The sequence below is a fragment of the Streptomyces sp. NPDC040589 genome (assembly GCF_055594445.1).
Map to the genome: position 1 here is coordinate 328,669 of NZ_JBVIWP010000008.1, position 24,526 is coordinate 353,194.

Below are 24,526 nucleotides of genomic sequence, written 5' to 3' on the forward strand. Positions count from 1 at the left end.
ATGCGCCGCCGACTGATCCAGTCCACGCTCGCCGTGGTGCTGGTCGTGATCGCCGTCTTCGGTGTCTCGCTCGTCATCGTCGAGACCAGGACGATCAGCAACAGTGCCCAGGAACGGGTGGAGTCCGAGGCGGTCCGCCTCGCCAGCATCGTCGACAGCCGGCTCTTCGGGGCCCAGCAGGTCGACGCCGAGGTGCTGCGCGACCAGGTCACCCAGGACCGCTACTACGCGGTGATCCGCCTCCCCGGGGAGGCGCCCATCGAGGTCGGCAGCAAGCCGTCCGGTGACGTCATCAGCGCGACCGCCCCCGGCGAGGAGGGCGAGACGGTCACCGTCCAGGAGCCGCGCTCCTCGGTGACCCGCGAGGTCGGCCGGACGCTGCTGATCATCGCGCTGGTCGCGCTGCTGGCGGTGGTGGCCGCGGTGCTGCTGGCGGTCCGCCAGGCGAACCGGCTGGCGTCGCCGCTGACCGACCTCGCGGAGACCGCCGAGCGGCTCGGCTCGGGCGATCCCCGCCCCCGGCACAAGCGGTACGGCGTGCCCGAGCTGGACCGGGTGGCGGACGTGCTGGACGGTTCCGCCGAGCGCATCGCGCGCATGCTCACCGCCGAACGCCGACTGGCCGCGGACGCCTCCCACCAGCTGCGGACACCCCTCACGGCGCTGTCCATGCGGCTGGAGGAGATCACCCTCACCGACGACCTGGCCACGGTGAAGGACGAGGCGACTATCGCGCTCACGCAGGTCGAGCGGCTGACGGACGTCGTGGAGCGGCTGCTGACCAACTCCCGCGATCCGCGCACCGGCTCCGCCGTCACCTTCGACCTCGACGAGGTCATCCAGCAGCAGCTCGCCGAGTGGCGGCCGGCGTACCGCAGCGCGGGCCGGGCGATCGTCAGCTCCGGCAAGCGGCATCTGGAGGCGGTCGGCACGCCCGGCGCGGTCGCGCAGGTGCTGGCCGCGCTGATCGAGAACTCCCTGATGCACGGTGGCGGCACGGTGGCCCTGCGCACCCGCGTCACCGGCAACCAGGCCGTCATCGAGGTCACGGACGAGGGCCCCGGCGTCCCCGCCGACCTGGGCGCCCGCATCTTCGAGCGGGCGATCAGCGGCCGGAACTCCACGGGGATCGGCCTGGCCGTCGCCCGCGACCTGGCGGAAGCGGACGGCGGCCGCCTGGAAATGCTCCAGACCAAGCCCCCGGTCTTCGGCCTGTTCCTGTCCCGCACGGCCGCCCAGACGTCGATGACGGACGAGGACGAGCCGATGGTCCGCTAGGGCCTGTCGTTTGGATCACGCCGCAGACGCGGGGCCTGGCACGCGCATCTGCCGCGTTGTCGTCACTCGCCGATGCTCCGCATCGACTCCCTCCTCCGCCTTGCAACTGCACGCACCAGGCCCCGCTCACCAGCGCTGACAAGGTGCCGCCGATTCCCTGCGACCTGATCCAAACGACAGGCCCTAGGCCGTGTCCGGCTCTTCGGAGGCTCGTGCGGCTACGGCACCCGCTGCTTGTTCCGCTCCTGCTCCGCCGTCGGGCCGGTGTCCGACGCCGGTGGCCGGGCCGGGAGGGCGACGAAGACCCAGGTGCGGTACGACCAGAAGCGGAAGAGCGTGGCGATGCCGATGCCGACGAACTTGAAGATGTTGTTCTGGAGCGGGGTGTTCCAGCCGAAGCCGTACGTCGCCGCGTACAGCACGCCGTTCTCGATGACCAGGCCCACCGCGCTGAACAGCAGGAACAGGGTCATTTCCCGGGTGCGGCCGGACTTGTCGCGGTCGCGGTACGTGAAGTAGCGGAAGCCGACGTAGTTGAAGATGATCGCGACGACGGTCGCGATGACGCTCGCGCGCACCACCTGGAGGTCGGTGACATGCCGCACCAGGTTGAACACGAGGAGGTTGACCAGCACCCCGGCTCCGCCCACCGCGCCGAATTTGGCGACTTCGTGAACGAGCCGTCGGAGCCGCGAGGCACCATGTCCCATGGTCGTGCAGGCCCCCGTCCCTCAGCTGATGTCAACGCAGCCATGCTAACCACCCTCCCGCGCGATCTTCCTGCGGATACCGGTGGACGGCCGGAGATGGTCCGGGCGGGGGAGGGCAGGGACAGGAAACCGGCCACCTTGGCGCGGCCGATACCCTGAGGGAGTGACGTTTCCGGTAGTCGGCATGGTCGGCGGTGGCCAGCTCGCTCGTATGACACACGAGGCGGGCATCCCGCTGGGCATCAGGTTCAAGCTTCTCAGTGACACCCCGCAGGACTCAGCTGCGCAGGTCGTGAGCGATGTCGTCATCGGCGACTATCGCGACCTGGACACGCTGCGTGCCTTCGCCCGCGGGTGCGATGTGATCACCTTCGATCACGAACACGTTCCCACCGAGCACCTCAGAGCCCTGGAGGCGGACGGCATCCCCGTGCGCCCCGGCCCCGACGCGCTCGTGCACGCCCAGGACAAGGGCGTGATGCGCGCGAAGCTCGACGCGATCGGCGTGCCCTGCCCCAGGCACAGGATCGTTTCCGATCCGCGGGACGTGGCGGCCTTCGCCGCCGAGGGCGAGGGATTCCCCGTCGTCCTCAAGACCGTGCGCGGCGGCTACGACGGCAAGGGCGTGTGGGTCGTCGACTCCGTGGAGGAGGCCGCCGACCCGTTCAAGGCCGGTGTCCCCGTGCTCGCCGAGGAGAAGGTCGACTTCCTCCGCGAGCTGGCCGCCAACGTCGTACGGTCACCGCACGGCCAGGCCGTCGCCTACCCGGTCGTCGAGTCACGCCAGGTGAACGGCGTCTGTGACACGGTCATCGCCCCGGCCCCCGACCTCGACGAGGACCTCGCGGTCCGGGCCTCGCAGATGGCCCTGAACATCGCCAAGGAGCTCGGTGTCGTCGGGCACCTCGCGGTCGAGCTGTTCCAGACCCGTGACGGCCGCATCCTCGTCAACGAGCTGGCGATGCGCCCGCACAACTCGGGCCACTGGTCGATGGACGGCGCGGTCACCAGCCAGTTCGCCAACCACGTCCGGGCGGTCCTGGACCTGCCCCTCGGCGACCCGCGCCCGCGCGCCCCGTGGACGGTCATGGTCAACGTCCTCGGCGGCGACTACCCGGACATGTACTCCGCGTACCTGCACTGCATGGCCCGCGACCCTCAGCTCAAGATCCACATGTACGGCAAGGACGTGAAGCCCGGCCGCAAGGTCGGACACGTCAACACCTACGGCGACGACCTGGACGAGGTGCTGGAGCGCGCCCGTCACGCAGCCGGCTACCTGAGAGGCACCATCACCGAATGAGCCCTGTTGTTGGCATCGTCATGGGGTCGGACTCCGACTGGCCCGTCATGGAGGCCGCCGCGAAGGCCCTCGACGAGTTCGAGATCCCCTACGAGGTGGACGTCGTGTCGGCCCACCGCATGCCGCGCGAGATGGTCGCGTACGGCGAGCAGGCCGACGGCCGCGGGCTCAAGGTGATCATCGCCGGGGCCGGCGGCGCCGCCCATCTGCCCGGCATGCTCGCCTCGGTCACCCCGCTGCCGGTCATCGGCGTGCCCGTGCCGCTGAAGTACCTCGACGGCATGGACAGCCTGCTGTCGATCGTGCAGATGCCGGCCGGTGTGCCCGTCGCGACGGTCTCCGTCGCCGGCGCCCGCAACGCCGGTCTGCTGGCCGCCCGCATCCTCGCCACGCACGACGAGGAGCTGCGCGGCCGGATGCGCGAGTTCCAGCAGGAGCTGAACGACCAGGCCACCGAGAAGGGCAAGCGCCTGCGCTCCAAGGTCGAGGGCTCGGGCGGCTTCGGCTTCGGCGCGGGGAAGTGACGGCGATGACCTCCCTGGAGTCGGCCCGGGAACTCCTGCGCGAGTTCCCGGTCGCCGACGGCCACAACGACCTGCCCTGGGCGCTGCGCGAGCAGGTCCGCTACGACCTCGACGCCCGCGATGTCGCCGCCGACCAGAGCGCCCACCTGCACACCGACATCCCGCGGCTGCGCGCGGGCGGCGTCGGTGCGCAGTACTGGTCGGTGTACGTCCGTACGGACTCGCCGGACCCGGTCGCGGCCACCCTCGAACAGATCGACTGCGTACGGCAGTTGCTGGCCCGCCACCCGGGTGACCTCCGGCCCGCGCTGACGGCCGCCGACATGGAGGCCGCGCGCGGGGAGGGCCGTATCGCCTCCCTCATGGGCGCGGAGGGCGGTCACTCCATCGCCAACTCCCTGGGCACCCTGCGCGGTCTGTACGGGCTCGGTGTGCGGTATCTGACCCTCACCCACAACGACAACGTGGACTGGGCGGACTCCGCGACCGACGAACCGAAGGCCGGCGGCCTCACCGCGTTCGGCCGGGAGGTCGTCCGGGAGATGAACCGCGTCGGCATGCTCGTCGACCTCTCCCACGTGGCGGCGACGACCATGCGGGACGCGCTCGACACGAGCACCGCGCCGGTGATCTTCTCCCACTCCTCAGCGCGGGCCGTGTGCGATCACCCGCGCAACATCCCGGACGACGTCCTGGAGCGGCTGCCCGCCAACGGTGGCGTCGCGATGGTGACGTTCGTGCCGAAGTTCGTGCTCCAGGCGGCCGTGGACTGGACGGCCGCGGCCGACGAGAACATGCGCGCCCACGGCTTCCACCACCTCGACACCACCGCGGAGGCCATGAAGGTCCACCGCGCCTTCGAGGAGCGGCGGCCGCGCCCGGTCGCGACGGTGGCGACGGTCGCCGACCACCTGGACCACATGCGCGAGGTCGCCGGCATCGACCACCTCGGCATCGGCGGCGACTACGACGGCACGGCCTTCACCCCGGACGGCCTCGACGACGTCTCCGGCTATCCGAACCTCCTCGCCGAGCTGCTGGAGCGCGGCTGGTCGAAGGCCGACCTGGCCAAGCTGACCTGGAAGAACGCGGTACGGGTGCTGGGCGCGGCCGAGGACGTGGCCCGTGGCCTTCAGGCGACGCGGCCGGCGTCCAACGCCACGATCGACTCGCTCGACGGCTGAGTGTCCAGGGCGGGGTAGTCGGTGTAACCGGCCGCCCCGCCCACGTACATGAAGTACCGGTCGCGCGGCTCGTTCAGGGGCGCCCCGAGCCGCAGCCGGGTCACCAGGTCGGGATTGGCGAGGAAGGGCCGGCCGAGGGCGATCAGGTCCGCTCCGGCCGCCAGCAGCGCCTCGGACGCCCGGTGCACGCCCTCGGTGGTGATCTCCTTCAGCACCGGGTTGGCGATGATCACGCCGGGCCATGCGGCGCGCACCTTCCGGAACACCGTGGTGTCCGGGTCGGCATACCCAAGGTGCAGATAGGCGAGCCCCAGCCCGCCGAGTCGCTCGACCAGCGCGGGGTAGAGCTCCTCGGTCTCGCCCTCCGCGATGCCGTTGACGGTGTTGCCGGGGGAGACCCTGAGTCCCACGCGCTCGGCGCCGATCTCGGCGGCCACGGCCTCGGTCACCTCGGCCGTGAAGCGGATCCGGGCCGCGACCGGTCCGCCGTAGCCGTCGGTGCGCAGGTTGGTGTTCGCGGCGAGGAACTGGTGCAGGAGATGGCCGTTGGCCGAGTGCACCTCCACCCCCTCGAAACCCGCCGCGACCGCGTTGCGGGCGGCCTTCGCGAAGTCGGCGACGGTGGTGCGGATGTCCTCGGCCGTCATCTCCCTCGGCACGACGGCCGGCCGGTGGCCCTCCGGGGTGAAGATCGTCTCGGGGAGCGCGACGGGCGAGGGCGCGACGGGCGTCAGTCCGCTGGTCGCCGGGTGGCCGACCCGCCCGCCGTGCTGGAGCTGCAGGAACATCCGCCCGCCCGCGTCCCGTACGGCGTCCGTGACCTGCCGCCAGCCGGCCACGTGCGCCGGGCTGTGGACGGCGGTGATGTTCGGGTACGTCTGCCCGACCGGGTTCGGTGTCGAGGCCTCGGCGATGATCAGCCCGGCCGAGGCGCGCTGCGCGTAGTACGTGGCCATGAGCGGGGTCGGGGTGCCGTCGGCCTCGGCCCGGTTGCGGGTCAGGGGCGCCATCACCAGACGGTTGGGCAGGTCGAGACCGGGGAGACGAGCCGGTTCGAGGAGTGCTGTCGTGTGCTGCGTCATGCCCTTACGCTAGAACCTGACACCCATGTCAGATTCAAGGGCGGGAGTGGACGTGCGGATCGGTGAACTGGCCCGGCGTACCAACGTCAGCGAGCGGTCGCTGCGCTACTACGAGAAGCAGGGCATGCTCTCCGCCGAGCGGACGCCCGGCGGGCACCGGGAGTACCCGGAGGCAGCCGTGGACCGGGTCATCCGGATCCAGGAGCTGTTCGCGGCGGGACTGTGCAGCGAGAAGATCGTCCAGCTGCTGCCGTGCATGCGGGACGCGGACGGCGGCCCCTCGGCCCGCGCCACCCCCAGCCTGGTCGCGAACCTCACCGCCGAGCGCGCCCGCATCGACCGGATGATCGCCGACCTGGTCCGCTCCCGGGACACCCTGGACGAGGTGATCGACGCGGCCCGCCTGCCCTGAGCGTGCCCTGAGAGCGCCCTGGGAGCCCGCCCGTCCGGGGCCGGGGCCGTACTCCGAACGCCCCGCTCACCAGGAACAGCCCCTCGCCCCGTGCGACGGTGACCGTACGTCACGAGCACCGTACGGAGCCGCCATGGCAGATCTCCAGCACGACCTGCGCCCGGCCGCCGCAGCCGGAGAGTTCGACGACCTGACCGAGCAGTACCCCGACGAGGGCGTCGTCGCGGCGGAGCCCTACGAGCCCGTCTCCGATCCGGACGACGCGCCCCTGACCCGGGCCCACGCCATCCTCGCCGCCCACCCCGTCGCCGACGGGTACAACGGACTGCCCTGGGCGCTCAAACGCCTGTCCTACTACGACCTCGAGGACGGCGAGAGCACCGTCGACACGGATGTGCCCCGGCTCCGCCGCGGCCATGTGGGCGCGCTGTTCTGGTCGCTGCACCTGCCCGAGGGCCTCGACGGCGACCGGGCCGTCGGCGCCACCCTGGAACAGCTCGACCTGGCGAAGAGCATCGTCCGCACCTGCGACGATGGCCTGCGGCCCGCCTGTACGGCAGGGCAGGTCGCCGACGCCCGCAACTGCGGCCGCGTCGCCGTGCTCCTCGGTCCCGCCGGGGCCTCGGCCGTGGGCGACTCGCTGGGCACCCTGCGCCAGCTGCACCTCCTCGGCCTGCGCGCCCTGACGCTGACCGGTGTGTCCTGGGCGAGCGACGCGGGGCTGACCCGGTTCGGCGAGGAGGTCGTGCGCGAGATGAACCGGCTCGGTGTCATCGCGGATCTCTCCGGCGCCCCGGAGCAGACCGTCCGCCGTGTGCTGAGCCTCTCCCGGGCGCCCGTGCTGTTCAGCCGCTCCGCGGCCCGCGAGATCCGCCCCCACCCGGTCAACCTCCCCGACGAGCTGCTGGCGGAGCTGGGCGCGGCCAAGGGGCTGTGCCTGGTGCCGCTGACGGCCGAGCAGACCGGCCCGACCGTCCGTGACGTCGCCGACCACCTCGACCACATCCGTGCCGTGGCCGGAGCGCGGTGCGTCGGACTGTCCGGCACCTACGACTCCGGCTCCGCCCATCCGCAGGAACTCGGCGACATCTCCTGTTATCCGCGACTGATCGCGGAGCTGCTGCGGCGCGGCTGGGAGGAGGGCGACGTGGCCCTCCTGACCTGGGGCAACGTCCAGCGCGTCCTGCGCGGGGCCGACTTCACCGCACGCGCCGCCCAGCAGCGTCGCGCGCCGTCGAAGGCGACGATCTCGGAGCTGGACGGGTAGCCGTCCCCCGCCCGCGCTCTCCCGCCGTCCTGTCTCCTCCGCTCCCCTCCGCCCGATCAGTCGTGCGCGATCCGGCAGAGGCAGAACGGGTGGCCCGCCGGGTCCGCGTAGACCCGGAAGTCCTTCTTCTTGTCGTCCTCCTTGTCCAGCACCCGCGCTCCCAGCGCCAGCACCCGCTCCTCGGCCGCGTCCATCTCCTCCCAGGTCGCACCACCGACGAAGTCCAGGTGGAACTGCTGGGCGTTGCGGTCGGAGCGGGGCCACTCCGGCGGGGTGTAGCCGGGCGAGCGCTGGAAGGCGAGCCGGGGCCCGCCGGGGAGGCGCAGCACCACCCAGTCAGGGTCGTCGTCCTCGAGCGTGCCGCCGCCGACCTGCGCGTAGAAGCGGGCCAGCTCGCGTGGGTCGGGGCAGTCGACGACCACGGAACGGAAATGTGCCACGGCGGACATGAGGTCTCCCGGTGTCAGCAGGCGCAGAGGCAGAACGGGTGCCCGGCGGGGTCTGCGTAAACCCGGAACGTCCGGGAGCGGTCCTCGGTGTCCAGCGGCTTGGCGCCGAGCGCCAGCACGCCCTTCTCGGCCGTGTCCAGGTCCTCCACGTCCAGGTCGAGGTGGAACTGCTGCGAGTGGTCGGGTGAGGGCCACGTCGGGGGTACGAAACCGGGGGCGGCCTGGAAGGCCAGCGGTGTGCCGCCCGGCACCTTCAGGTCGACCCACTCGTCCTCCCCGTCGGTCGCGACCTCCGGCGTGCCGCCGAGTACCTCGGCGTAGAAGGCGGCGAGTGCGTGCGGGTCGGGACAGTCCAGGACGACGACACCCAGCTTGGCGAGAGCCATGACTTCCTCCTCGAAGTCGCTGTTACCTTCAGAATCGGGTAACCAGTAACCGTTACTGCATGCTCCCTCATTGGAGGTAACCTCGCAAGGGAAAAGGCGAGAGGTACGGTCCAGCCATGACGGAGAGATCGCCCGCGCCCGGCGGCCTGGCCCTGGTCGAGGCCCTGGTGAACACGCTGGACATCGAGTCGGGCGCCGACGCGCTTGACTCGCCCGAGGGCCGGGCGCGCTTCGGGATCACACCGGACGAGACGGACCGGGCCCGCGCCCTGCGCGAGTCCCTGCGCGCGACCCTCCTCGCCCACGCCGGCCACCCGCCGCACCGCGAGACGCCCCCGCTCGGCGAACTCCTGGCCCGGGCCCCGCTGATCGTCACGGTCGACGCGACGGACGGCTCGGCCGCCCTGACCCCCGCCGACGACCGCTCCCTGCACGCACGCGTGGCCGCAGCCGTCGCCGAGTCCCTGGTCGCCGGCACCTGGACCCGCCTCAAGGCCTGCGAGGCCCCCGACTGCCACTGGGCCTACTACGACCGCAGCCCGGCCGGCCGCGGCCGCTGGTGCTCGATGCAGGTGTGCGGGGCTCGCGCGAAGATGCGGCGTTATCGCGCCAAGGGGGCTTAGGGGGTTCTTGTCCCGGGGGGCTAGGGCCTGTCGTTTGGATCACGCCGCAGACGCGGGGCCTGGCACGCGCATCTGCCGCGTTGTCGTCACTCGCCGATGCTCCGCATCGACTCCCTCCTCCGCCTTGCAACTGCACGCACCAGGCCCCGCTCACCGGCGCTGACAAGGTGCCGCCGATTCCCTGCGACCTGACCCAAACGACAGGCCCTAGGGGCGGGCGTGCCGCCGGCTGTGTGGAGGCAGGTGTGCCGGGCCCCGGGGTGGGCCGCTACGGGCCGCTACGGGCCGGGGAACCTGGCCGCGGGCTCGTTGCTGTTGCCGGGCCGAGAGGGCTCGGCGTGTGCTCGGCCGTCGTCACGGGTGTGGGGTGCGGGGATGCCGCTGCCTCTGGCTGATGGGAGGGGACGCCTGCTCGTGCGAGGTATCGGGCCGGGGGCGCTTGGGGCGCGTGCTTGGGCATCGTCGCCCCTGGGCGCGAGCCCTCGCGAGGACGTGCCGTTGCCCGGGCCAAGAGGCCCAGCCCGCCCCGCGGCACCGCCCCGTGGTGCAGAATGCACGGTGACGCCGGTTCGGCCGACTGAGCCTCGGCCGAACCGGCGTCACCTTTTCTCAGGCACCTTCAGGCACCTTCGGGCGTCTTCAGGCACCTTCAGGCCTTGGGGCGCCCCATCGCGCGGTACGTCCAGCCGGCCTTGCGCCAGCGGTCCGGGTCGAGGGCGTTGCGGCCGTCCAGGACGAGGCGGGTCGCCGCGACCTCACCGAGGGCCTCGGCGTCCAGCTCCCGGAACTCCCGCCACTCCGTCAGATGCAGCACTATGTCGGCGCCCCGGACGGCCTCCAGCGCCGAGTCCGCGTAGCCGAGGGTCGGGAAGACCCGGCGGGCGTTCTCCATGCCCTTCGGGTCGTACACCGTGACCTGACCGCCCTGGAGATGGATCTGCCCGGCGACATTGAGCGCGGGCGAGTCCCGTACGTCGTCGGAGTCGGGCTTGAAGGTCGCGCCCAGCACCGCCACCCGCTTGCCGAGGAACGGCCCGCCGCCCAGCGCCTGCCGCGCCAGCTCCACCATCTGCCCGCGCTGGCGCATGTTGATGGAGTCGATCTCCCGCAGGAAGGTCAGCGCCTGGTCCGCGCCCAGCTCACCGGCCCGCGCCATGAACGCCCGGATGTCCTTCGGCAGACAGCCGCCGCCGAAGCCGATCCCGGCCCGCAGGAACTTCTTGCCGATCCGGTCGTCGTAGCCGATGGCCTCCGCCAGCTTGGCGACATCACCGCCGGCGGCCTCGCACACCTCCGCCATGGCGTTGATGAACGAGATCTTCGTGGCGAGGAAGGAGTTCGCGGAGGTCTTCACCAGCTCCGACGTCGGGAAGTCGGTCACCACGAACGGCGAGCCCTCGGCGATCGGCGTGGCGTACACCTCCCGCAGCAGCTTCTCGGCACGCTCGCTGCGCACGCCCACCACGAGCCGGTCGGGGTGCAGCGTGTCGTCGACCGCGAAGCCCTCGCGCAGGAACTCCGGGTTCCAGGCCAGCTCGGCGTCCTCGCCGGCGGGCGCGTGCGCGGCCAGGTAGGCCGCGAGGCGATCGGCGGAACCGACGGGCACCGTCGACTTGCCCACGACCAGGGCCGGTCCGTGCAGATGCGGGGCGAGGGAAGCGATCGCGGAATCGACGTACGACATGTCACAGGCGTACTCGCCGTGCCGCTGCGGAGTGTTCACACAGACGAAGTGCACATCCCCGAAGGCACCGACCTCGGCCCAGTCCTGGGTGAAGCGCAGCCGCCCGCTGGAGCCCTCGATACCGGCGACGTGCTTGCGCAGCAGCTCCTCCAGGCCCGGCTCGTACATCGGGGCCTCGGCGCGCTCCAGCTTCTCGATCTTCTCGGGCACCACGTCAAGGGCGAGCACCTCGAAGCCCAGCTCGGCCATGGCCGCCGCGTGTGTCGCGCCGAGATAACCGGTGCCGATCACGGTGATCTTCAGGGCCATGGGGTGCTCCAGGGGTCTACGGCATGCGGTGCGCGCCCGAGCATAGCCGGGGCATGGGGAGGCGCTTCACCGGGCAACTTCTCCGCTGTCGTCTAGCTCACGTATCACTCCCGGGGGCGACCCCATAAACTTTTGATTACTTAACGGTAGTTAGCGTCAGCATCGCAGCGTTTTGGAGCGTGAGAGACCTTGGCCGGATCGGCTGACTTCGACCTGTACCGCCCGTCCGAGGAGCACGACATGCTCCGTGACGCCGTCCGCTCCCTGGCCGAGGCGAAGATCGCGCCGTACGCCGCCGCGGTGGACGAGGAAGCCCGCTTCCCGCAGGAGGCGCTCGAGGCGCTGACCGGCAACGACCTGCACGCCGTGCACGTACCCGAGGAGTACGGCGGGTCGGGTGCGGACGCGCTGGCGACCGTCATAGTGATCGAGGAGGTCGCCCGCGTCTGCGCCTCCTCCTCCCTCATCCCCGCGGTGAACAAGCTGGGCTCGCTCCCGGTGATCCTCTCCGGCTCCGAGGACCTGAAGAAGCGGTACATGACCCCGCTCGCCAAGGGCGACGGCATGTTCTCGTACTGCCTGTCCGAGCCGGACGCCGGCTCCGACGCCGCCGGCATGAAGACGAAGGCCGTCCGCGACGGCGACCACTACGTCCTCAACGGCGTGAAGCGCTGGATCACCAACGCGGGCGAGTCCGAGTACTACACGGTGATGGCCGTCACGGACCCGGCCAAGCGCTCCAAGGGCATCTCGGCCTTCGTCGTCGAGAAGTCGGACGAGGGCGTCTCCTTCGGCGCCCCCGAGAAGAAGCTCGGCATCAAGGGCTCCCCGACCCGCGAGGTCTACCTCGACAACGTCCGCATCCCCGCCGACCGCATGATCGGCGAGGAGGGCACCGGCTTCGCCACGGCGATGAAGACCCTCGACCACACCCGCATCACCATCGCCGCCCAGGCCCTCGGCATCGCGCAGGGGGCGCTGGACTACGCCAAGGGCTACGTCCAGGAGCGCAAGCAGTTCGGCAAGCCGATCGCCGACTTCCAGGGCATCCAGTTCATGCTCGCCGACATGGCCATGAAGATCTCGGCCGCCCGCGCCCTGACCTACCAGGCCGCCGCCGCCTCCGAGCGCGGCGACGCCGACCTCACCTACCAGGGCGCCGCCGCCAAGTGCTTCGCCTCGGACGTCGCCATGGAGGTCACGACGGACGCCGTCCAGCTCCTCGGCGGCTACGGCTACACGCGCGACTACCCGGTGGAGCGCATGATGCGCGACGCGAAGATCACGCAGATCTACGAGGGCACGAATCAGGTCCAGCGCATCGTCATCGCCCGCAACCTGCCGTAACGAGTCGATGACGCAGCCCCGGCCGGCCGTTCCGGGCCGGGGCTGCGTCATCGGCCGGTCGTTCCCCAGACCTCTGGATCAGTCACACGCCGCGACGGTCGTTTTCCGGTCGATGATCGGAACACCGTCCGACCACATGATGGCCGTCACCTCGGAGCAGTCCACCCAGGAGCCGCTGCCGGTGGCCTCGTACTTCACCGGGCCCGCGTACTGCGAGAAGGTGCCCTCATCCACCTTGCACGACACGTCCGCCTTGTTCGGACACAGCTTCAGCTTCATCTTCTTCGCGGTGCCGAGGTTGTTCTCGAAAACCGCGCAGGCCCCGTACTTACCGGACGCGTACTTCGTGTAGGTGAACAGCGTCCCAAAACGCCGTGCGTCGGGAAGACGCTCCGCGTATTCCAGCTCATATCCGCTTCCGCACAGTGTGGCAGTGGCGCGGACCGCTGCTGGATCCTCGGCTGCGATGGCGCGTGTCTGCTTGTTCAGTGCGCCGGCTTCGGAGAACTCGACGCTGGTCCCGGAGACGACAGTGCTGGTTTCTGTGGAGGTGTGGTCTTCGGCAATGGCCTGGGGAGCAACCAAGAAAGTGGAGAGAAGAGCTGCGGCCGGGGCGACGGTGCGTATCAGCGTGTGCATGGAAATCCGGTGTTCCCTTCTTCGAGGAATTCGCTGGCCAGGTGGGTAAGGATCAGCCCGCCGAGCGCTTGAGCACTGTAGACACAATGCGACCATCCGTAACAGAGGTTGATCAGGACATGGCAACAATCAGTCCTGCCTTACCTGAGTATCCGGAGGAACAGTGCTCCTTTACTTGACCTGCTTGGCCTGTGGAATTCCGGTGAAGCGGAACGATGAACGGCACGAGGTGCAGAAAGTGGCCTGGCCGGTTCCGCTATGCGTGTGCGTGCGGCGGCCTGCCTGAACAAGCAGCTCAGCACCGACCTGACTACTGGCTAAACCACTTTCTTCCGCTGTCGCCATTCGGCCAATGTCAACCACTGATCTTGCCCGCCTCTGTCATAGCAGGCTTATGGTGATCGCCGCTGCAGGCGGCCCGGCCAGGCCATTGCACGCGCACGGCCAAAGGGGGACGGGATGTTTGTCTCCTGCCTCACCGCGACCTATGAAGGAGCAGGCATCCAGCATGGCCGACGAGATGGTTCTCAGAGCCCAGAAGTTCGTCAACAGCGTCTACGGCAGCCGCATCGGCATGACGGTCGAGGAGAACGGGCGGACAGGGTGGCCTGTGATGTACGCCCTCACTCGCGCCCTGCAGTGGGAACTCGGCATCAGCTCCTTGTCGAACAGCTTCGGCCCCACCACGCTCTCCACGCTTCAGTCGAAGTACCCGAAGATCAACGCGTCCACCGTGAAGTCGGCGGACTTCTGCCGGATCATTCAGTCCGCCCTGTACTGCAAGGGCTACGACGGCGGTTCCATCGACGGCAAGTACAGCGACCGGGTCGCCGCCTCGATCGCCGCCCTCAAGGCGGACATGGGCGTCAGCGGTGTGTTTCCCGGGGCCGACCTGGTACCCAAGGTCTTCAAGGGCCTGCTCAACATGGACGCCTACGCCACCGTCAACGACGGGTCCGCCACCATCCGCGAAATCCAGCAGTGGATGAACGGACGCTACGTCAACCGCAGGGACTTCTACGTCATCCCCTGCGACGGCCACCACTCCCGTGATGTCGCCAAGTCCCTGCTGTATGCGATCCAGTACGAGCTAGGCATGGCCGACGGCACGGCGAACGGCGTATTCGGACCTGGCACCCAGTCCGGCCTGAAGAACCACACCGTCGCCGCCGGCACGACCGGCACCTGGGCGCTGCTGTTCACCGCCGCGATGATTCTGAACAAGCGGAGCGTGCCGTTCGGGAACTTCACCGGGGACGTGAAGGCCGGTGTACAGGTCTTCCAGTCGTTCGCGAAGTTACCCGTCACCGGACTCGGCGACTTCCAGACCTGGGCGTCGCTGCTGGTTTCCTACGGGGACCAGACCCGCAAGGGCGAATCCTGCGACGGCGTCACGAAGATCACCCCGGCTCGCGCCCAGGCACTGAAGGAGGCGGGATACAAGTACATAGGCCGGTACCTGTACAACCCGTCCACCACCTCCCTGCCGGAGAAGGAGATACAGCCGGGCGAACTCGCCACGATCAAGCAGTACGGCCTGCGTTGCTTCCCGATCTACCAGACCTGGGCCCGCTCGGTCGACTACTACAGCGTCCAGCAGGGTGTCACGGACTGCATGAACGCGGCGTACAAAGCGGAGGAGCACGGGTTCAAGCCGGGGTCCCGGATCTATTTCGCCGTCGACTACGACGCGGTCGACGAGGAGGTCACCTCACACGTCCTGCCGTACTTCCGGAGCATCAGCAATCAGATGAACCGGATGGGAAGCCCCTACAAGATTGGCATCTACGGGCCGCGCAACGTGTGCGCGCGCGTCTCCGCCGCCGGATACTCGGGCGCGAGTTTCGTGTCCGACATGTCGTCGGGATTCTCCGGGAACCTGGGCTACACGCTGCCGGCGGACTGGGCCTTCGACCAGATCGTCACGAAGACGGTCGGTTCTGGTGCCGGCGCGATCGAGATCGACAACAACATCGCCTCTGGACGGGACACCGGCCAGGGCGACTTCGACGCCCCTCCCGCCCAGAAGCTCGACATCGGCTTCAGCCTCTCCTACTGGGACGCGCTGTTGAAGGAAGCCGACGACTACATGGCCTCCATCGGGCGAGGCGAGCAGAGCAACAACATATACACGCGCAAGCAGTGCCTGGAGACGGTCATCTCGCTGGACGACGTCATCACGTCCACGGCCCGTAGGTACCGCATGCGCAAGGCTCTCATCCAGACCTCCGCCTTCTGGGAGTTCTGCCACTACGGCCGAGAGGACGCCATCAAGGACGGCGGCGTCGGCTTCTACTACACCGGTTCGGTTCCCGACTGGGCCGAGGGCCTCCCTATTGTCGAAAAGTTCGAGGACAGCAGCACCGGAGTAGGGCAGATCCAGGGTCGCAGCGGCATCCTGGCGTGGAACAACGCCATCCGTGCGGGCCTCGCTGACGGAACCGTCCTCGACCCCGATGACAAGCGCCCCCGCCCGGATGCCGACCGGTACAAGATGTGGATCCGGCTGCTCGAGGACAACGCGTTCAACGTCCGCACCGTGGCCCTCGTCCACATCTGGTCCGCCGACGGCAAGAAGGGCGACGAGGAGGAGACCCCGATCCGCCGCCCCGCACTGGACTACTCCGAGACCGAGATCTACGAGGTGCTCCGGCGCTACCAGGGCCCGGTCGAGCCCGCGTTCAGTGACGCGAAGCTGCGCATGCCGCTGTACGCGATCTTCGAGAAGTACAACCGTGTCATCCGAGGATCCTGACCATCATGAGCACGGCATACGACCCGTACCGGACGCATGACTTCACGGCGGTACTCGCCGCTTTGATCGTCGGCTCGGCGGCCCTTCTCGGACTCGTCGTCTACTTCTGCTCACGCCTGACGGGACAACGCCTCAGGGCTTACACCCTGCCCGCCGTGTGGCGTGACGTGTCCCTGATGTCGGCCACCGCGTCGCTCGCCCTGTATGTGTGGGGCTGCCTCCAGGTGGTCTTCGTGGGACGGCAGGAGGCCGGCAACGCATGCGCCGAGGAGGCCGGTGGGGTTCGCGTCGCCGCCTTCCACGGCGACTTCGTCCCTCTGCGACTCGTATGCCGGACTGACGACGGCCGGAGCTTCACCGTCCTCGTCCCCGACTACATCAACCCGTCCATCGCCGTCCTGCTGCTGCTCGCCCTGGCCTGTGCCGTCGCATCCGTCCTCCTCCACCGCGAGCAGCGCACGGCACCACGGAAGGAACCCTGACCGTTGAGCCACAACGACCTGACCCGCAGAAACACGCTCACTGTGGTGGCCGGTGTCACCACCGCGGCGGGCCTCGGCTCCGTCGGCCTCCTCGCCACCCCGGTCGCGGCCGCACCCCAGGCCCAGCCGGAGCCCGGCCCTTCGACGAACGACGAGCTGAAAGAGGCGCTCCGTCGTCTCGAAGCCCGGCGCCGACGCGTCCTGACGGGCCGCAAGTCCCCGAACGGCTGGGAGATGGAGAACGAGATCGACGCGGAATGCTCGATCTGGACCCGCGAAGTCGAGGGCACCCGCGGCCCGCTGACCGTCGCCCTGCGCTCCGGTGACGTGGAGACCGTCCTCATGCATGTGATCCGCCGCTTCAACTACGAGATCGACCAGCTCGGCTCGAAGGACGAGGATCCCGCGCTGCAGGGCTGGATCCACCCGGGCAAGGTCCGTGACAGCCATCTGCCGGAGGCCGGCCTGGCGTCCGGAACGGCCGTCGTGATCCGTCCGACCTGGTACGTGCCGGGTGCCCGTGACGGGTTCGACGCGGCCCAGAAGGCCACGATCCGGGACATCCTCGCCGAATGCGAGGGGGTCGTCCGCTGGGGAGGGGACGACCGCCGCTGCTACGAGGGCCTGTTCTCGATTGCCACCAGGCCGGGAGACCCGCGTCTCGCCGCTGTTGCGGCGAAGCTTCGCCGCTGGGACGAGACGGCCGGTCAAGGCGCCGGAGCCGTCGTGGACCCGTCGCTGCCGTCCCGCCGCCGCGCGGCGGAGCGCTACAGGTAAAGAGCTCCCGATCCGATCCAGAGCATGGGGGCGCCCGGCACGGATCGGGCGCCCCCCCAGGTCGTGCTGTGACGGCCGCATCACGGCCCCGCGATCGCGGTTGAGCTCGAACCGGACGACCTCGCCCGCTGCGCTGCGTCGAGCCCCGGCTTCGGGCCAGGGCACGGCCTGCCGGGAGGATCGATCAGTCCTCGAACCCCTCCGCCGCCCGCTTCTCCCGCAGCTCCATGATCGCGCGGCGGCGGGCCAGGCGGTGGGTGCGGCGGATCTGGGCCTCCTGGTAGCGGCGTTTGTCACGTTCGGTCTCCGGGAGGACCGGCGGGACCCGGCGGGGCTTGCCGTCGGCGTCGACCCCGGCGAAGACGAGGTAGGCGGAACCGACCTGGGTGGGCGGAGCGGACTCGTTCCAGCGTTCGGCCAGGACCCGGACGCCGACCTCCATGGACGTCCGGCCGGTCCAGTTGACCTGAGCCTTGACGTGGACCAGGTCGCCGACGCGGACCGGTTCGAGGAACGCCATCTCGTCCATGGACGCGGTGACCGCCGGCCCGCCGGAGTGCCGCCCGGCCACGGCCCCTGCCGCGTCGTCGACCAGCTTCATGATCACCCCGCCGTGCACCGTCCCCAGCAGGTTCGTGTCGTTGTGGGTCATGATGTGGCTGAGGGTGGTGCGGGACGCCGAAGTCGGCTTGCCCGGGATATCCGTACTGCCGGAATCCGCAGCTGGGGCCTGGTCTGTCATGGCCCCACCCTATGCCGAGGCGGTATGGGGATGTTTTGTGTCAGCTTCGCCACAGCCGTGCTCTGATTTTCCGACGACTCTTGTATGGCGCACTACGGGGACCTGCACACTGGTCCGCATGAACACTTGGCCCGAGGGGCGGTCCGACGACAACCGCGGCAACCGCTACGGACGCGGAAGCTCGAGCGCACAGCCCGAGAGCGCCCGCGCCATGCGGCAGGTCCGCCGTGGCCCGGCGCCGTCGCCCGGGCAGGCCGGGTACGGCGGTGCGCCGCCGTACGCCGGCGGAGTGCCGCAGCAGCCGTCGTACGTCGACGGCGGCTACGACAGCGGCTACAACACCGGCCAGGTCTACGGCTCCCCCGGTGGCAGGGGCCCCGGCGGTCCGGGCGACGGCAGGTACGAGCCGCGGCCCGCGCCGAACTGGCGCCGCCGTATCAAGGTGACGACCATCACGCTGGTGACGGTGCTGGTGGTGACCAGCGTCGCCACGTACTTCTGGGCCGACTCCAAGCTCAACCGCGACGTCGACCTGTCGAAGGTCATCGACCGTCCGGAGGCGGGCGAGGGCACGAACTACCTGATCGTCGGCTCCGACAGCCGCGAGGGCATGTCGGCCGAGGAGAAGAAGAGACTCCGCACCGGTTCCGCCGAGGGCAAGCGCACGGACTCGATGATGATCCTGCACACCGGCAGCAACGGCCCGACGCTGATCTCCCTGCCGCGTGACTCGAACGTCACGATCCCGTCGTTCGTGGGCTCCGACTCCGGCAAGTCCTACCCGGGCACGGGCCGCCAGACCAAGCTGAACGCCGCGTACGCGGAGGACGGCCCCGAGCTGCTGGTCCGAACCGTCGAGGCCAACACCGACCTGCACATCGACCACTACGTGGAGATCGGCTTCGGCGGCTTCGCGAGCATCGTGGACGCGGTCGGCGGCGTGGAGATGGACATCCCGCAGGACATCAAGGACACCAAGTCCGGCGCGGACTTCAAGAAGGGCAAGCAGACGCTGAGCGGCGAGCAGGCCCTGGCCTTCGTCCGCACCCGTTACGCGCTCAGGGGCTCCGACCTGGACCGTACGAAGAACCAGCAGAAGTTCCTGTCGGCCCTGGCCAACCAGGTCGCCACGCCGAGCACGATCCTCAACCCGTTCAAGCTGTACCCGACCATGGGCGCGGGCCTGGACTCCCTCGTGGTCGACAAGGACATGGGCCTGTTCGACCTGGCGTCCATGTTCTGGGCGATGAAGGGCGTCAGCGGCGGCGAGGGCAAGTCGATGAACATGCCGCTCTCGGGCAACTCCGCGAACGGCAACCTCCAGTGGGACACCGCCAAGGTGAAGACGCTGGTGAACCAGCTGAAGAACGACGAGCAGGTCACCGTCTCCAGCAACTGAGCACGCGGCAGCAGGAAAGAAGGCGGCAGCGGGAAAGAAGGGGGGCACCCGGGCGGGTGCCCCCCTTCCCTGTGAGGCGGTTCTCACATCGTGGCGGCCGACATCGAGCGGCACATCTCGGCGCAGCGGCGACACGCCTCGGCACAGCGCATCATCTGGTCGTCGTCCGGCATGGACATACACGCCTCGGCGCACATGTCACAGGCCCTGGCGCACATCGCGCACATCTCGGCCGACAGCGGCGAGCGGCGCATCATCATGTCGGCGCACATGCGCGTCATCTCGGCGCAGTCCATGACGGCGCGCATGATCTGCATCTGGGCCGTGCCGCCCATCTGCAGGCAGGAGCTCATGGTCTCCTCGCACACGCTGTGGCAGGCCATGCACGCCTGGACACAGTCCTGCATCTCCTTGCTCAGCGGGGTCGCGGTGGCGGGCTGCTGGGTCATGACTTCCTCCGGGGGACGGTGGGGGCCGGGGGTCGGCCCCCGTGCCTTCCGTCCTACGCCTGTGCGACGCTGCCCGCCATGGGGCGGAAGGAAGGAATCCGCCATGCGTGCGTCGCGGGCCCGTAGGCGTCACCGATGAGCTTCATGAGCACGCCACCTCGTCCCCCCGCACCACCACGCCGGACTCGCCCTGCCCCGTGTCCTCCGCCCGCACCTTGCGTACGCGTTCGAAGTCCGTGCCCGCGATGACCTTCAGGGTCGCGCCCAGCCCCGGGGCCGCGCGCAGCTCGCTGCCCGGCAGGGCCGCCGCGAGGGACTTGGCGGAGCGGTCCCAGCGGGGGTCGTAGACGATGACCGTGCGTTTCACATCGGTGGTGGCGGCGTTGGCAGGGACCCCGGTCGTACGGAAGCCCGTCGAGGCCAGTGCCGCGTCGACCCGGCGGCCGAGGCCGGGCGTGGGTGTGCCGTTCTCCACCTGGACGCTGATCTGCTGCGGGGCGACCGGGACGACCCGGGCCTCGTCGCGCTGCCTCCGCACGGACAGGGGCTGGTCCGCGCGCAGGGCGTGGAAGAGCCGCTCCGCCTTCACGGGGTCCCACTTCAGCGTGGAGCCGACGCCCTCCACGGGGTATCCGAGCTGCCCGATCGGGACGGTCGTGAACTCGGAGGAGGAGGGGGAGAAGTTCCGCATGGCCCGGCCCAGGGCCAGCATCTCGTCCGTGCCGAAGCCCTTGTCGGCCCGCACCGAGCCGAGCACCGCCCGTGTCACGTCCCGGAACTTCATCGGGTTCAGCAGGATCCCGGAGGACATGACCCGCTCCACGAGCGCCGCCATGAACCGCTGCTGCCGTTTCATACGGCCCAGATCCGACGCCCCGTCGACATGGCGTGCGCGCACATACTGAAGCGCCTGCCCGCCCTCGAGCGTGTGGCGCCCGGCCGGCAGGTTCAGGCCGGTGTAGTGGTCACTCAGGGGGGCGGACGTGCAGATCTGCACGCCCCCGACCACGTCCACGGTCTTCATGAAGCTCGTGAAGTCGACCTCCAGATAGTGGTCGATCTTCACCCGGGTCATGTTCTCGACCGTCCGCACGGTCAGCGGCGCCCCGCCCTCGGCGTACGCCGCGTTCAGCTTGATCGGGTGGCCCTCGTGCCGTCTGCCCGTCGTACGGTCGACATGCGCCGGCGTCACGGCGTACGAGTCGCGCGGCAGGCTCACCACACTCGCCCGCTCCCGGTCCTCCGAGATGTGCACGATCATCATCGTGTCGGTGCAGTGGCAGGGCGCGCCGCCGAGCCGGTACTTCCGCCGCTCGTCCTGGCTGATCTTCTCGCGGCCGTCGGTGCCGACCAGCAGGACGTTCATGCCGTGGCCCGCCTGGGGCCGGTTCTTCATGTCCTTGAAGGCGTCGACCCGGGCGATGTCCGCGTCCAGGCTCGTGACCACCGCGTGCCCGATGCCGGCGGACGCGAGGACCACCACGGACAGCGTGGTCACCGCCCGCATGCCCCAGCGCGGCTTCCCGCGCCGCACGGGCCTGCGCGGTTGCCGGCGGGAGGAGGGCGGCTGCGGGCGGCGCTGCGGGGCGGCGGTGGTCCGGGGGGACCGCGGCGGCGTGGGCAAGAGGACACCTCCGGACGAGGGCCGTACGTGGGATCCGTGACACCGTAGGCCGATACGATCTGCAGCCCGCGGTACCGGCCCGGCGGCGCGCAACGGTGTCCCCCGTTCGCGGTAACGTGAGCCCCCTATGAACGCCAATCCCGACGTGCGCCACCCCGCCGTTTCCGTGATCATGCCCGTCCTCAACGAGGAGCGGCATCTGCGGGGAGCAGTCCAAGCGATCCTCGCGCAGGAGTACGCCGGCGAGATGGAGGTCGTGATCGCCCTGGGTCCGTCCACGGACCGCACGGACGAGATCGCGGCTCAGCTCGTCGCGGACGACCCGCGTGTGCACACCGTCCCGAACCCGACCGGCCGTACGCCGGCCGCCCTGAACGCGGCGATCAACGCCTCCCGCCACCCGATCGTCGTGCGCGTCGACGGGCACGGCATGCTCTCGCCGAACTACATCGCCACCGCCGTGCGGCTCCTGGAGGAGACCGGCGCGCAGAACGTCGGCGGCATCATGCACGCCGAGGGCGAGAACGACTGGGAGCACGCCGTCGCCGCCGCGATGACCTCGAAGATAGGGGTCGGCAACGCCGCCTTCCACACGGGCGGCCAGGCGCAGCAGGCCGACACCGTCTACCTCGGCGTCTTCCGGCGCGAGGCGCTGGAGCAGCAGGGCGGCTACAACGTGGAGTTCATCCGCGCCCAGGACTGGGAGCTGAACTTCCGCATCCGTGAGGCCGGCGGGCTGATCTGGTTCTCGCCCGAGCTGCGGGTGTCGTACCGGCCGCGGCCGAGCGTGAAGGCCCTCGCCAAGCAGTACAAGGACTACGGCCGCTGGCGGCATGTCGTCGCCCGCTACCACGAGGGCTCCATCAACCTGCGCTACCTCGCCCCGCCGACCGCCGTGTGCGCGATCGCGGCGGGGATCGTGGTGGGCGCGCTGCTGACCCCGTGGGGCTTCGTGGTGCCCGGCGGCTATCTCGCGGCGATCCTCGCCGGTTCGGTCCCGGCGGGCAAGGGGCTGCCGCTGAAGGCGCGGCTGCAGATTCCCGTGGCGCTGGCCACCATGCACATGTCGTGGGGCTGGGGCTTTCTGACCAGCCCGCGGGCGCTGGCCCGCAAGGTGATCGCGAGCCGCCGGCCGGCGGTACGCGCGGACGCCTCCGCGAGCTGAATCACCGGCGTGTTGACGCGGGCCCTTTCCCCGGCCGGGGAAAGGGCCCGTCGCCGTTCAGTCCCAGGTGAACGCCGGGTTCACGTGCATGCAGGCCTTGTCGTCGGCGCCGTTGAGCGCCTCGGCCGACTTCGGGGTCGTGTCGTTCTCCTCGGGCGCCTTGTAGGCCGTGCCCTCCCGCCAGTCGGCGCCCACGACGAGGGTGATGCCGGAGACGTCGGTGGACCGCTGCACCGAACTCGGCGGGATGCCCAGGGCCTTGGCGAGACGCTGGGCGTCGCCCTCCAGGTCGGCGCTCGGGTAGCGGACGACGGTCCTGTCCTCGGTCCATGAGCCGGTGGTGTCGGCGACGGCCTGGGTGAAGCCCTCCTCCTTCAGCAGGCCGGCCACCGTGCCGGCGCGTCCGCGGGCCGCGGCCAGGGTGTCGGTGCGGGTGCCGTTGCGGACCTGGACGGGGATCTCGTCGTCGGGCGCGGCCGGGTCGGCGGAGGCCTTCTCGGCGGTCGGCTTCTTCGCCTTGTCCTTGCCGTCCAGGGCGATGTCCTCCCGCACCAGCCGGAAGAGCTGCTCGGCGTCCTCGGTGGGTTCGACGCGGGCGCCGACGTAGCGGTTGGGCATCGTGGTCATGGTGATGCGCTTCGGCTCCACCTTGCGCAGCTCGTCGCTGAGGTCGTAGAGCTTCTTGACGGTGTCGAGGCCCGGGTCGACCGTCATGGCCCGGGTGGCCTCCTCGGCCAGTCTGCGGAGCTTGTTCGGGCTGCTCAGGGTCATGTTGTCGCGCAGCTGGCGGACCATCGCGTTCATGTACATGTGCTGGGCCTTGGCGCGGGCGAGGTCGCTGCCGTCCTCGAAGCCGTAGCGGGTGCGCAGCCACTGCAGGGCCTGCTCGCCCTGGATGTACGAGGTGCCCTTCTCCAGTCTCAGGCCCGAGCCCTTGCCGTCGGAGGTGCGGGAGTGGATGTTGGCGTCGACGCAGACGGGGACGCCCCCGACGGCGTCGGCCATCGACACCACGCCCGCGAAGTCGACCATGATGAAGTGGTCGATGTGGATGCCGGTGAGCTCCTGCCAGGTGGCCACGGCGCAGCCCGGACCGCCGTGTCCGAGGCTCTGGTTGGTCATCGTCCGCCCCTGCGTCGCCTGGTACACCTTCCCGTCGTCCGGGTCGGTGCACTTCGGGATCTTCACGAGGGTGTCGCGGGGCATGCTGATGACCGACATGTTGGTGCGGTCGGCGGACAGGTGCAGCAGCATCTGGACGTCCGCGAGGGGCGTGGCGCCGAACGTCTCGCGGGCGCCGCCGAGTTTCTGGTTCTCCTTGCTGTCCCGCGCGTCGGAGCCGATGAGCAGGATGTTCAGCGGGGTCTGCCCGGCGGCGTTGGGCGTCGGAGCGGCGACCTTGCTGTCGCCGAGGTTCAGGACGTCCTTCTTGATGTTGCCGTTGAGATGCCGGTAGTAGAGGTAGCCGGACCCGGCCGTCCCGAGTATCAGCACGGCCAGCACGACAGCTGACCACTTCAACACCCGCCGCCTGCGAGGGGGCCGTCCCCCGGGCAGCCGACCGCTTTCCCCACCGTCGCCGCCGGCCGCATCGTCGCGGCCGGGTGAGTTCGGGGCGGTCGCCGATGCGCTGTCGCGGTCGGGCGTGCTCTCGCTCGCTGCCGGCAGGTCGTCGGTGTCGGGCGTGCTCGTGCTTTCCGTCGGGGGGGCGTCGGTGTCGGGGGTGCTCGTGCTTTCCGTCGGGGGGTCGTCGGTGTCGGGCGTGCTCGAACTCCCCGCCGACACGCCCTCGTCGTCGGACGTCTCCGCGTCCCCTGTCGACGTGCCGTCGCCGTCGGGCGACTGACTGCCCGTCGTCGGCTTCTCCTCGCCCGGATCCGGTTCGTGGCGGACGCTCTGCCGCTTACCGTCCTCCCGCACACCGCTCTGCGTCACT

The 24,526-nt window shown here is 69.9% G+C and carries 23 protein-coding genes; 13 read left to right on the forward strand and 10 right to left on the reverse strand.

The genetic code is table 11. From position 1 onward, the window contains the following. Nucleotides 1-1,278, forward strand: coding sequence for an ATP-binding protein (locus ACZ58V_RS31560; protein WP_468197615.1), 1,278 nt, complete (start codon nucleotides 1-3; stop codon nucleotides 1,276-1,278). Between the two features lie 218 nt (nucleotides 1,279-1,496). On the opposite strand, the gene ACZ58V_RS31565 is transcribed toward ACZ58V_RS31560, so the two are convergent. Then, nucleotides 1,497-1,988 (reverse strand): GtrA family protein, encoded by a 492-nt coding sequence (locus ACZ58V_RS31565; protein ID WP_471294230.1) that lies wholly within the window; start codon nucleotides 1,986-1,988, stop codon nucleotides 1,497-1,499. A 163-nt stretch (nucleotides 1,989-2,151) separates the two neighbouring features. Here ACZ58V_RS31565 and ACZ58V_RS31570 point away from each other — a divergent pair, with 163 nt between their 5' ends. From ACZ58V_RS31570 to ACZ58V_RS31580, 3 genes are read left to right on the forward strand one after another with little or no spacing between them, the layout of a single operon-like run. Next, nucleotides 2,152-3,291 (forward strand): 5-(carboxyamino)imidazole ribonucleotide synthase, encoded by a 1,140-nt coding sequence (locus ACZ58V_RS31570; protein WP_468197610.1) that lies wholly within the window; start codon nucleotides 2,152-2,154, stop codon nucleotides 3,289-3,291. Further along, nucleotides 3,288-3,815: a 5-(carboxyamino)imidazole ribonucleotide mutase gene (gene purE, locus ACZ58V_RS31575; protein WP_471294233.1), complete on the forward strand. Its 528-nt coding sequence runs from the start codon at nucleotides 3,288-3,290 to the stop codon at nucleotides 3,813-3,815. The genes ACZ58V_RS31570 and purE overlap by 4 nt, the downstream gene beginning before the upstream one ends. 5 nt (nucleotides 3,816-3,820) lie before the next feature. Further along, the gene (locus ACZ58V_RS31580; protein ID WP_468197606.1) at nucleotides 3,821-4,999 is read left to right on the forward strand and encodes a dipeptidase; all 1,179 of its coding nucleotides are present in this window, start codon (nucleotides 3,821-3,823) and stop codon (nucleotides 4,997-4,999) included. Here the strand turns inward: ACZ58V_RS31580 and ACZ58V_RS31585 are convergent. Beyond that, nucleotides 4,948-6,081: an alkene reductase gene (locus ACZ58V_RS31585; RefSeq protein ID WP_471294237.1), complete on the reverse strand. Its 1,134-nt coding sequence runs from the start codon at nucleotides 6,079-6,081 to the stop codon at nucleotides 4,948-4,950. The genes ACZ58V_RS31580 and ACZ58V_RS31585 overlap by 52 nt on opposite strands. Before the next feature lie 52 nt (nucleotides 6,082-6,133). On the opposite strand from ACZ58V_RS31585, the gene ACZ58V_RS31590 reads away from it, so the two are divergent. Beyond that, nucleotides 6,134-6,493 carry a MerR family transcriptional regulator gene (locus ACZ58V_RS31590; protein ID WP_391114313.1) on the forward strand — a complete coding sequence of 120 codons (360 nt, stop codon included), beginning with the start codon at nucleotides 6,134-6,136 and terminating at the stop codon, nucleotides 6,491-6,493. A 133-nt stretch (nucleotides 6,494-6,626) separates the two neighbouring features. After that, nucleotides 6,627-7,760 (forward strand): dipeptidase, encoded by a 1,134-nt coding sequence (locus ACZ58V_RS31595; protein ID WP_468197602.1) that lies wholly within the window; start codon nucleotides 6,627-6,629, stop codon nucleotides 7,758-7,760. A gap of 56 nt (nucleotides 7,761-7,816) precedes the next feature. Here the strand turns inward: ACZ58V_RS31595 and ACZ58V_RS31600 are convergent, their stop codons facing one another. Beyond that, a complete protein-coding gene (locus ACZ58V_RS31600; RefSeq protein ID WP_468197599.1) occupies nucleotides 7,817-8,209 on the reverse strand; it encodes a VOC family protein in 393 nt (130 codons plus the stop codon). A 14-nt stretch (nucleotides 8,210-8,223) separates the two neighbouring features. After that, nucleotides 8,224-8,595 (reverse strand): VOC family protein, encoded by a 372-nt coding sequence (locus ACZ58V_RS31605; RefSeq protein ID WP_468197597.1) that lies wholly within the window; start codon nucleotides 8,593-8,595, stop codon nucleotides 8,224-8,226. A 116-nt stretch (nucleotides 8,596-8,711) separates the two neighbouring features. On the opposite strand from ACZ58V_RS31605, the gene ACZ58V_RS31610 reads away from it, so the two are divergent. Next, on the forward strand, nucleotides 8,712-9,218 hold the full coding sequence (locus tag ACZ58V_RS31610; protein WP_468197594.1) for a CGNR zinc finger domain-containing protein: 507 nt from the start codon (nucleotides 8,712-8,714) through the stop codon (nucleotides 9,216-9,218). Between the two features lie 649 nt (nucleotides 9,219-9,867). Here the strand turns inward: ACZ58V_RS31610 and ACZ58V_RS31615 are convergent. Further along, entirely contained in the window at nucleotides 9,868-11,211 is a 1,344-nt protein-coding gene (locus tag ACZ58V_RS31615; protein ID WP_471294242.1) for a UDP-glucose dehydrogenase family protein, read from the reverse strand. A gap of 189 nt (nucleotides 11,212-11,400) precedes the next feature. Here ACZ58V_RS31615 and ACZ58V_RS31620 point away from each other — a divergent pair, with 189 nt between their 5' ends. Then, nucleotides 11,401-12,558 (forward strand): acyl-CoA dehydrogenase, encoded by a 1,158-nt coding sequence (locus ACZ58V_RS31620; RefSeq protein WP_471294245.1) that lies wholly within the window; start codon nucleotides 11,401-11,403, stop codon nucleotides 12,556-12,558. Nucleotides 12,559-12,636: 78 nt separating this feature from the next. Here the strand turns inward: ACZ58V_RS31620 and ACZ58V_RS31625 are convergent, their stop codons facing one another. After that, nucleotides 12,637-13,197 carry a hypothetical protein gene (locus ACZ58V_RS31625; protein ID WP_471294247.1) on the reverse strand — a complete coding sequence of 187 codons (561 nt, stop codon included), beginning with the start codon at nucleotides 13,195-13,197 and terminating at the stop codon, nucleotides 12,637-12,639. Nucleotides 13,198-13,705: 508 nt separating this feature from the next. On the opposite strand from ACZ58V_RS31625, the gene ACZ58V_RS31630 reads away from it, so the two are divergent. From ACZ58V_RS31630 to ACZ58V_RS31640, 3 genes are read left to right on the forward strand one after another with little or no spacing between them, the layout of a single operon-like run. Next, on the forward strand, nucleotides 13,706-15,952 hold the full coding sequence (locus ACZ58V_RS31630) for a glycoside hydrolase domain-containing protein (RefSeq protein WP_471294250.1): 2,247 nt from the start codon (nucleotides 13,706-13,708) through the stop codon (nucleotides 15,950-15,952). Nucleotides 15,953-15,957: 5 nt separating this feature from the next. After that, nucleotides 15,958-16,434 (forward strand): hypothetical protein, encoded by a 477-nt coding sequence (locus tag ACZ58V_RS31635; protein ID WP_468197583.1) that lies wholly within the window; start codon nucleotides 15,958-15,960, stop codon nucleotides 16,432-16,434. A gap of 3 nt (nucleotides 16,435-16,437) precedes the next feature. Further along, complete coding sequence (locus ACZ58V_RS31640) at nucleotides 16,438-17,211, forward strand: hypothetical protein (protein WP_471294252.1); 774 nt, start codon at nucleotides 16,438-16,440, stop codon at nucleotides 17,209-17,211. 184 nt (nucleotides 17,212-17,395) lie between these two features. Here the strand turns inward: ACZ58V_RS31640 and ACZ58V_RS31645 are convergent, their stop codons facing one another. Next, nucleotides 17,396-17,953, reverse strand: a complete 558-nt coding sequence (locus ACZ58V_RS31645; protein ID WP_399018246.1) for an acyl-CoA thioesterase — start codon at nucleotides 17,951-17,953, stop codon at nucleotides 17,396-17,398. Between the two features lie 118 nt (nucleotides 17,954-18,071). On the opposite strand from ACZ58V_RS31645, the gene ACZ58V_RS31650 reads away from it, so the two are divergent. After that, nucleotides 18,072-19,352, forward strand: coding sequence for an LCP family protein (locus ACZ58V_RS31650; RefSeq protein ID WP_468197577.1), 1,281 nt, complete (start codon nucleotides 18,072-18,074; stop codon nucleotides 19,350-19,352). 83 nt (nucleotides 19,353-19,435) lie between these two features. Here ACZ58V_RS31650 and ACZ58V_RS31655 read toward each other — a convergent pair whose 3' ends face one another. Both ACZ58V_RS31655 and ACZ58V_RS31660 read right to left on the reverse strand, forming a co-directional pair. Further along, on the reverse strand, nucleotides 19,436-19,801 hold the full coding sequence (locus tag ACZ58V_RS31655) for a four-helix bundle copper-binding protein (protein ID WP_468197575.1): 366 nt from the start codon (nucleotides 19,799-19,801) through the stop codon (nucleotides 19,436-19,438). Between the two features lie 142 nt (nucleotides 19,802-19,943). Continuing rightward, entirely contained in the window at nucleotides 19,944-21,425 is a 1,482-nt protein-coding gene (locus tag ACZ58V_RS31660; protein WP_471294256.1) for an LCP family protein, read from the reverse strand. Nucleotides 21,426-21,552: 127 nt separating this feature from the next. Between ACZ58V_RS31660 and ACZ58V_RS31665 the strand changes: the two genes are divergently transcribed. Continuing rightward, nucleotides 21,553-22,590: a glycosyltransferase family 2 protein gene (locus ACZ58V_RS31665; protein ID WP_189726725.1), complete on the forward strand. Its 1,038-nt coding sequence runs from the start codon at nucleotides 21,553-21,555 to the stop codon at nucleotides 22,588-22,590. A gap of 57 nt (nucleotides 22,591-22,647) precedes the next feature. Here ACZ58V_RS31665 and ACZ58V_RS31670 read toward each other — a convergent pair whose 3' ends face one another. Continuing rightward, nucleotides 22,648-24,147 (reverse strand): LCP family protein, encoded by a 1,500-nt coding sequence (locus ACZ58V_RS31670; RefSeq protein ID WP_471294315.1) that lies wholly within the window; start codon nucleotides 24,145-24,147, stop codon nucleotides 22,648-22,650. Between the last annotated feature and the right edge of the window lie 379 nt (nucleotides 24,148-24,526).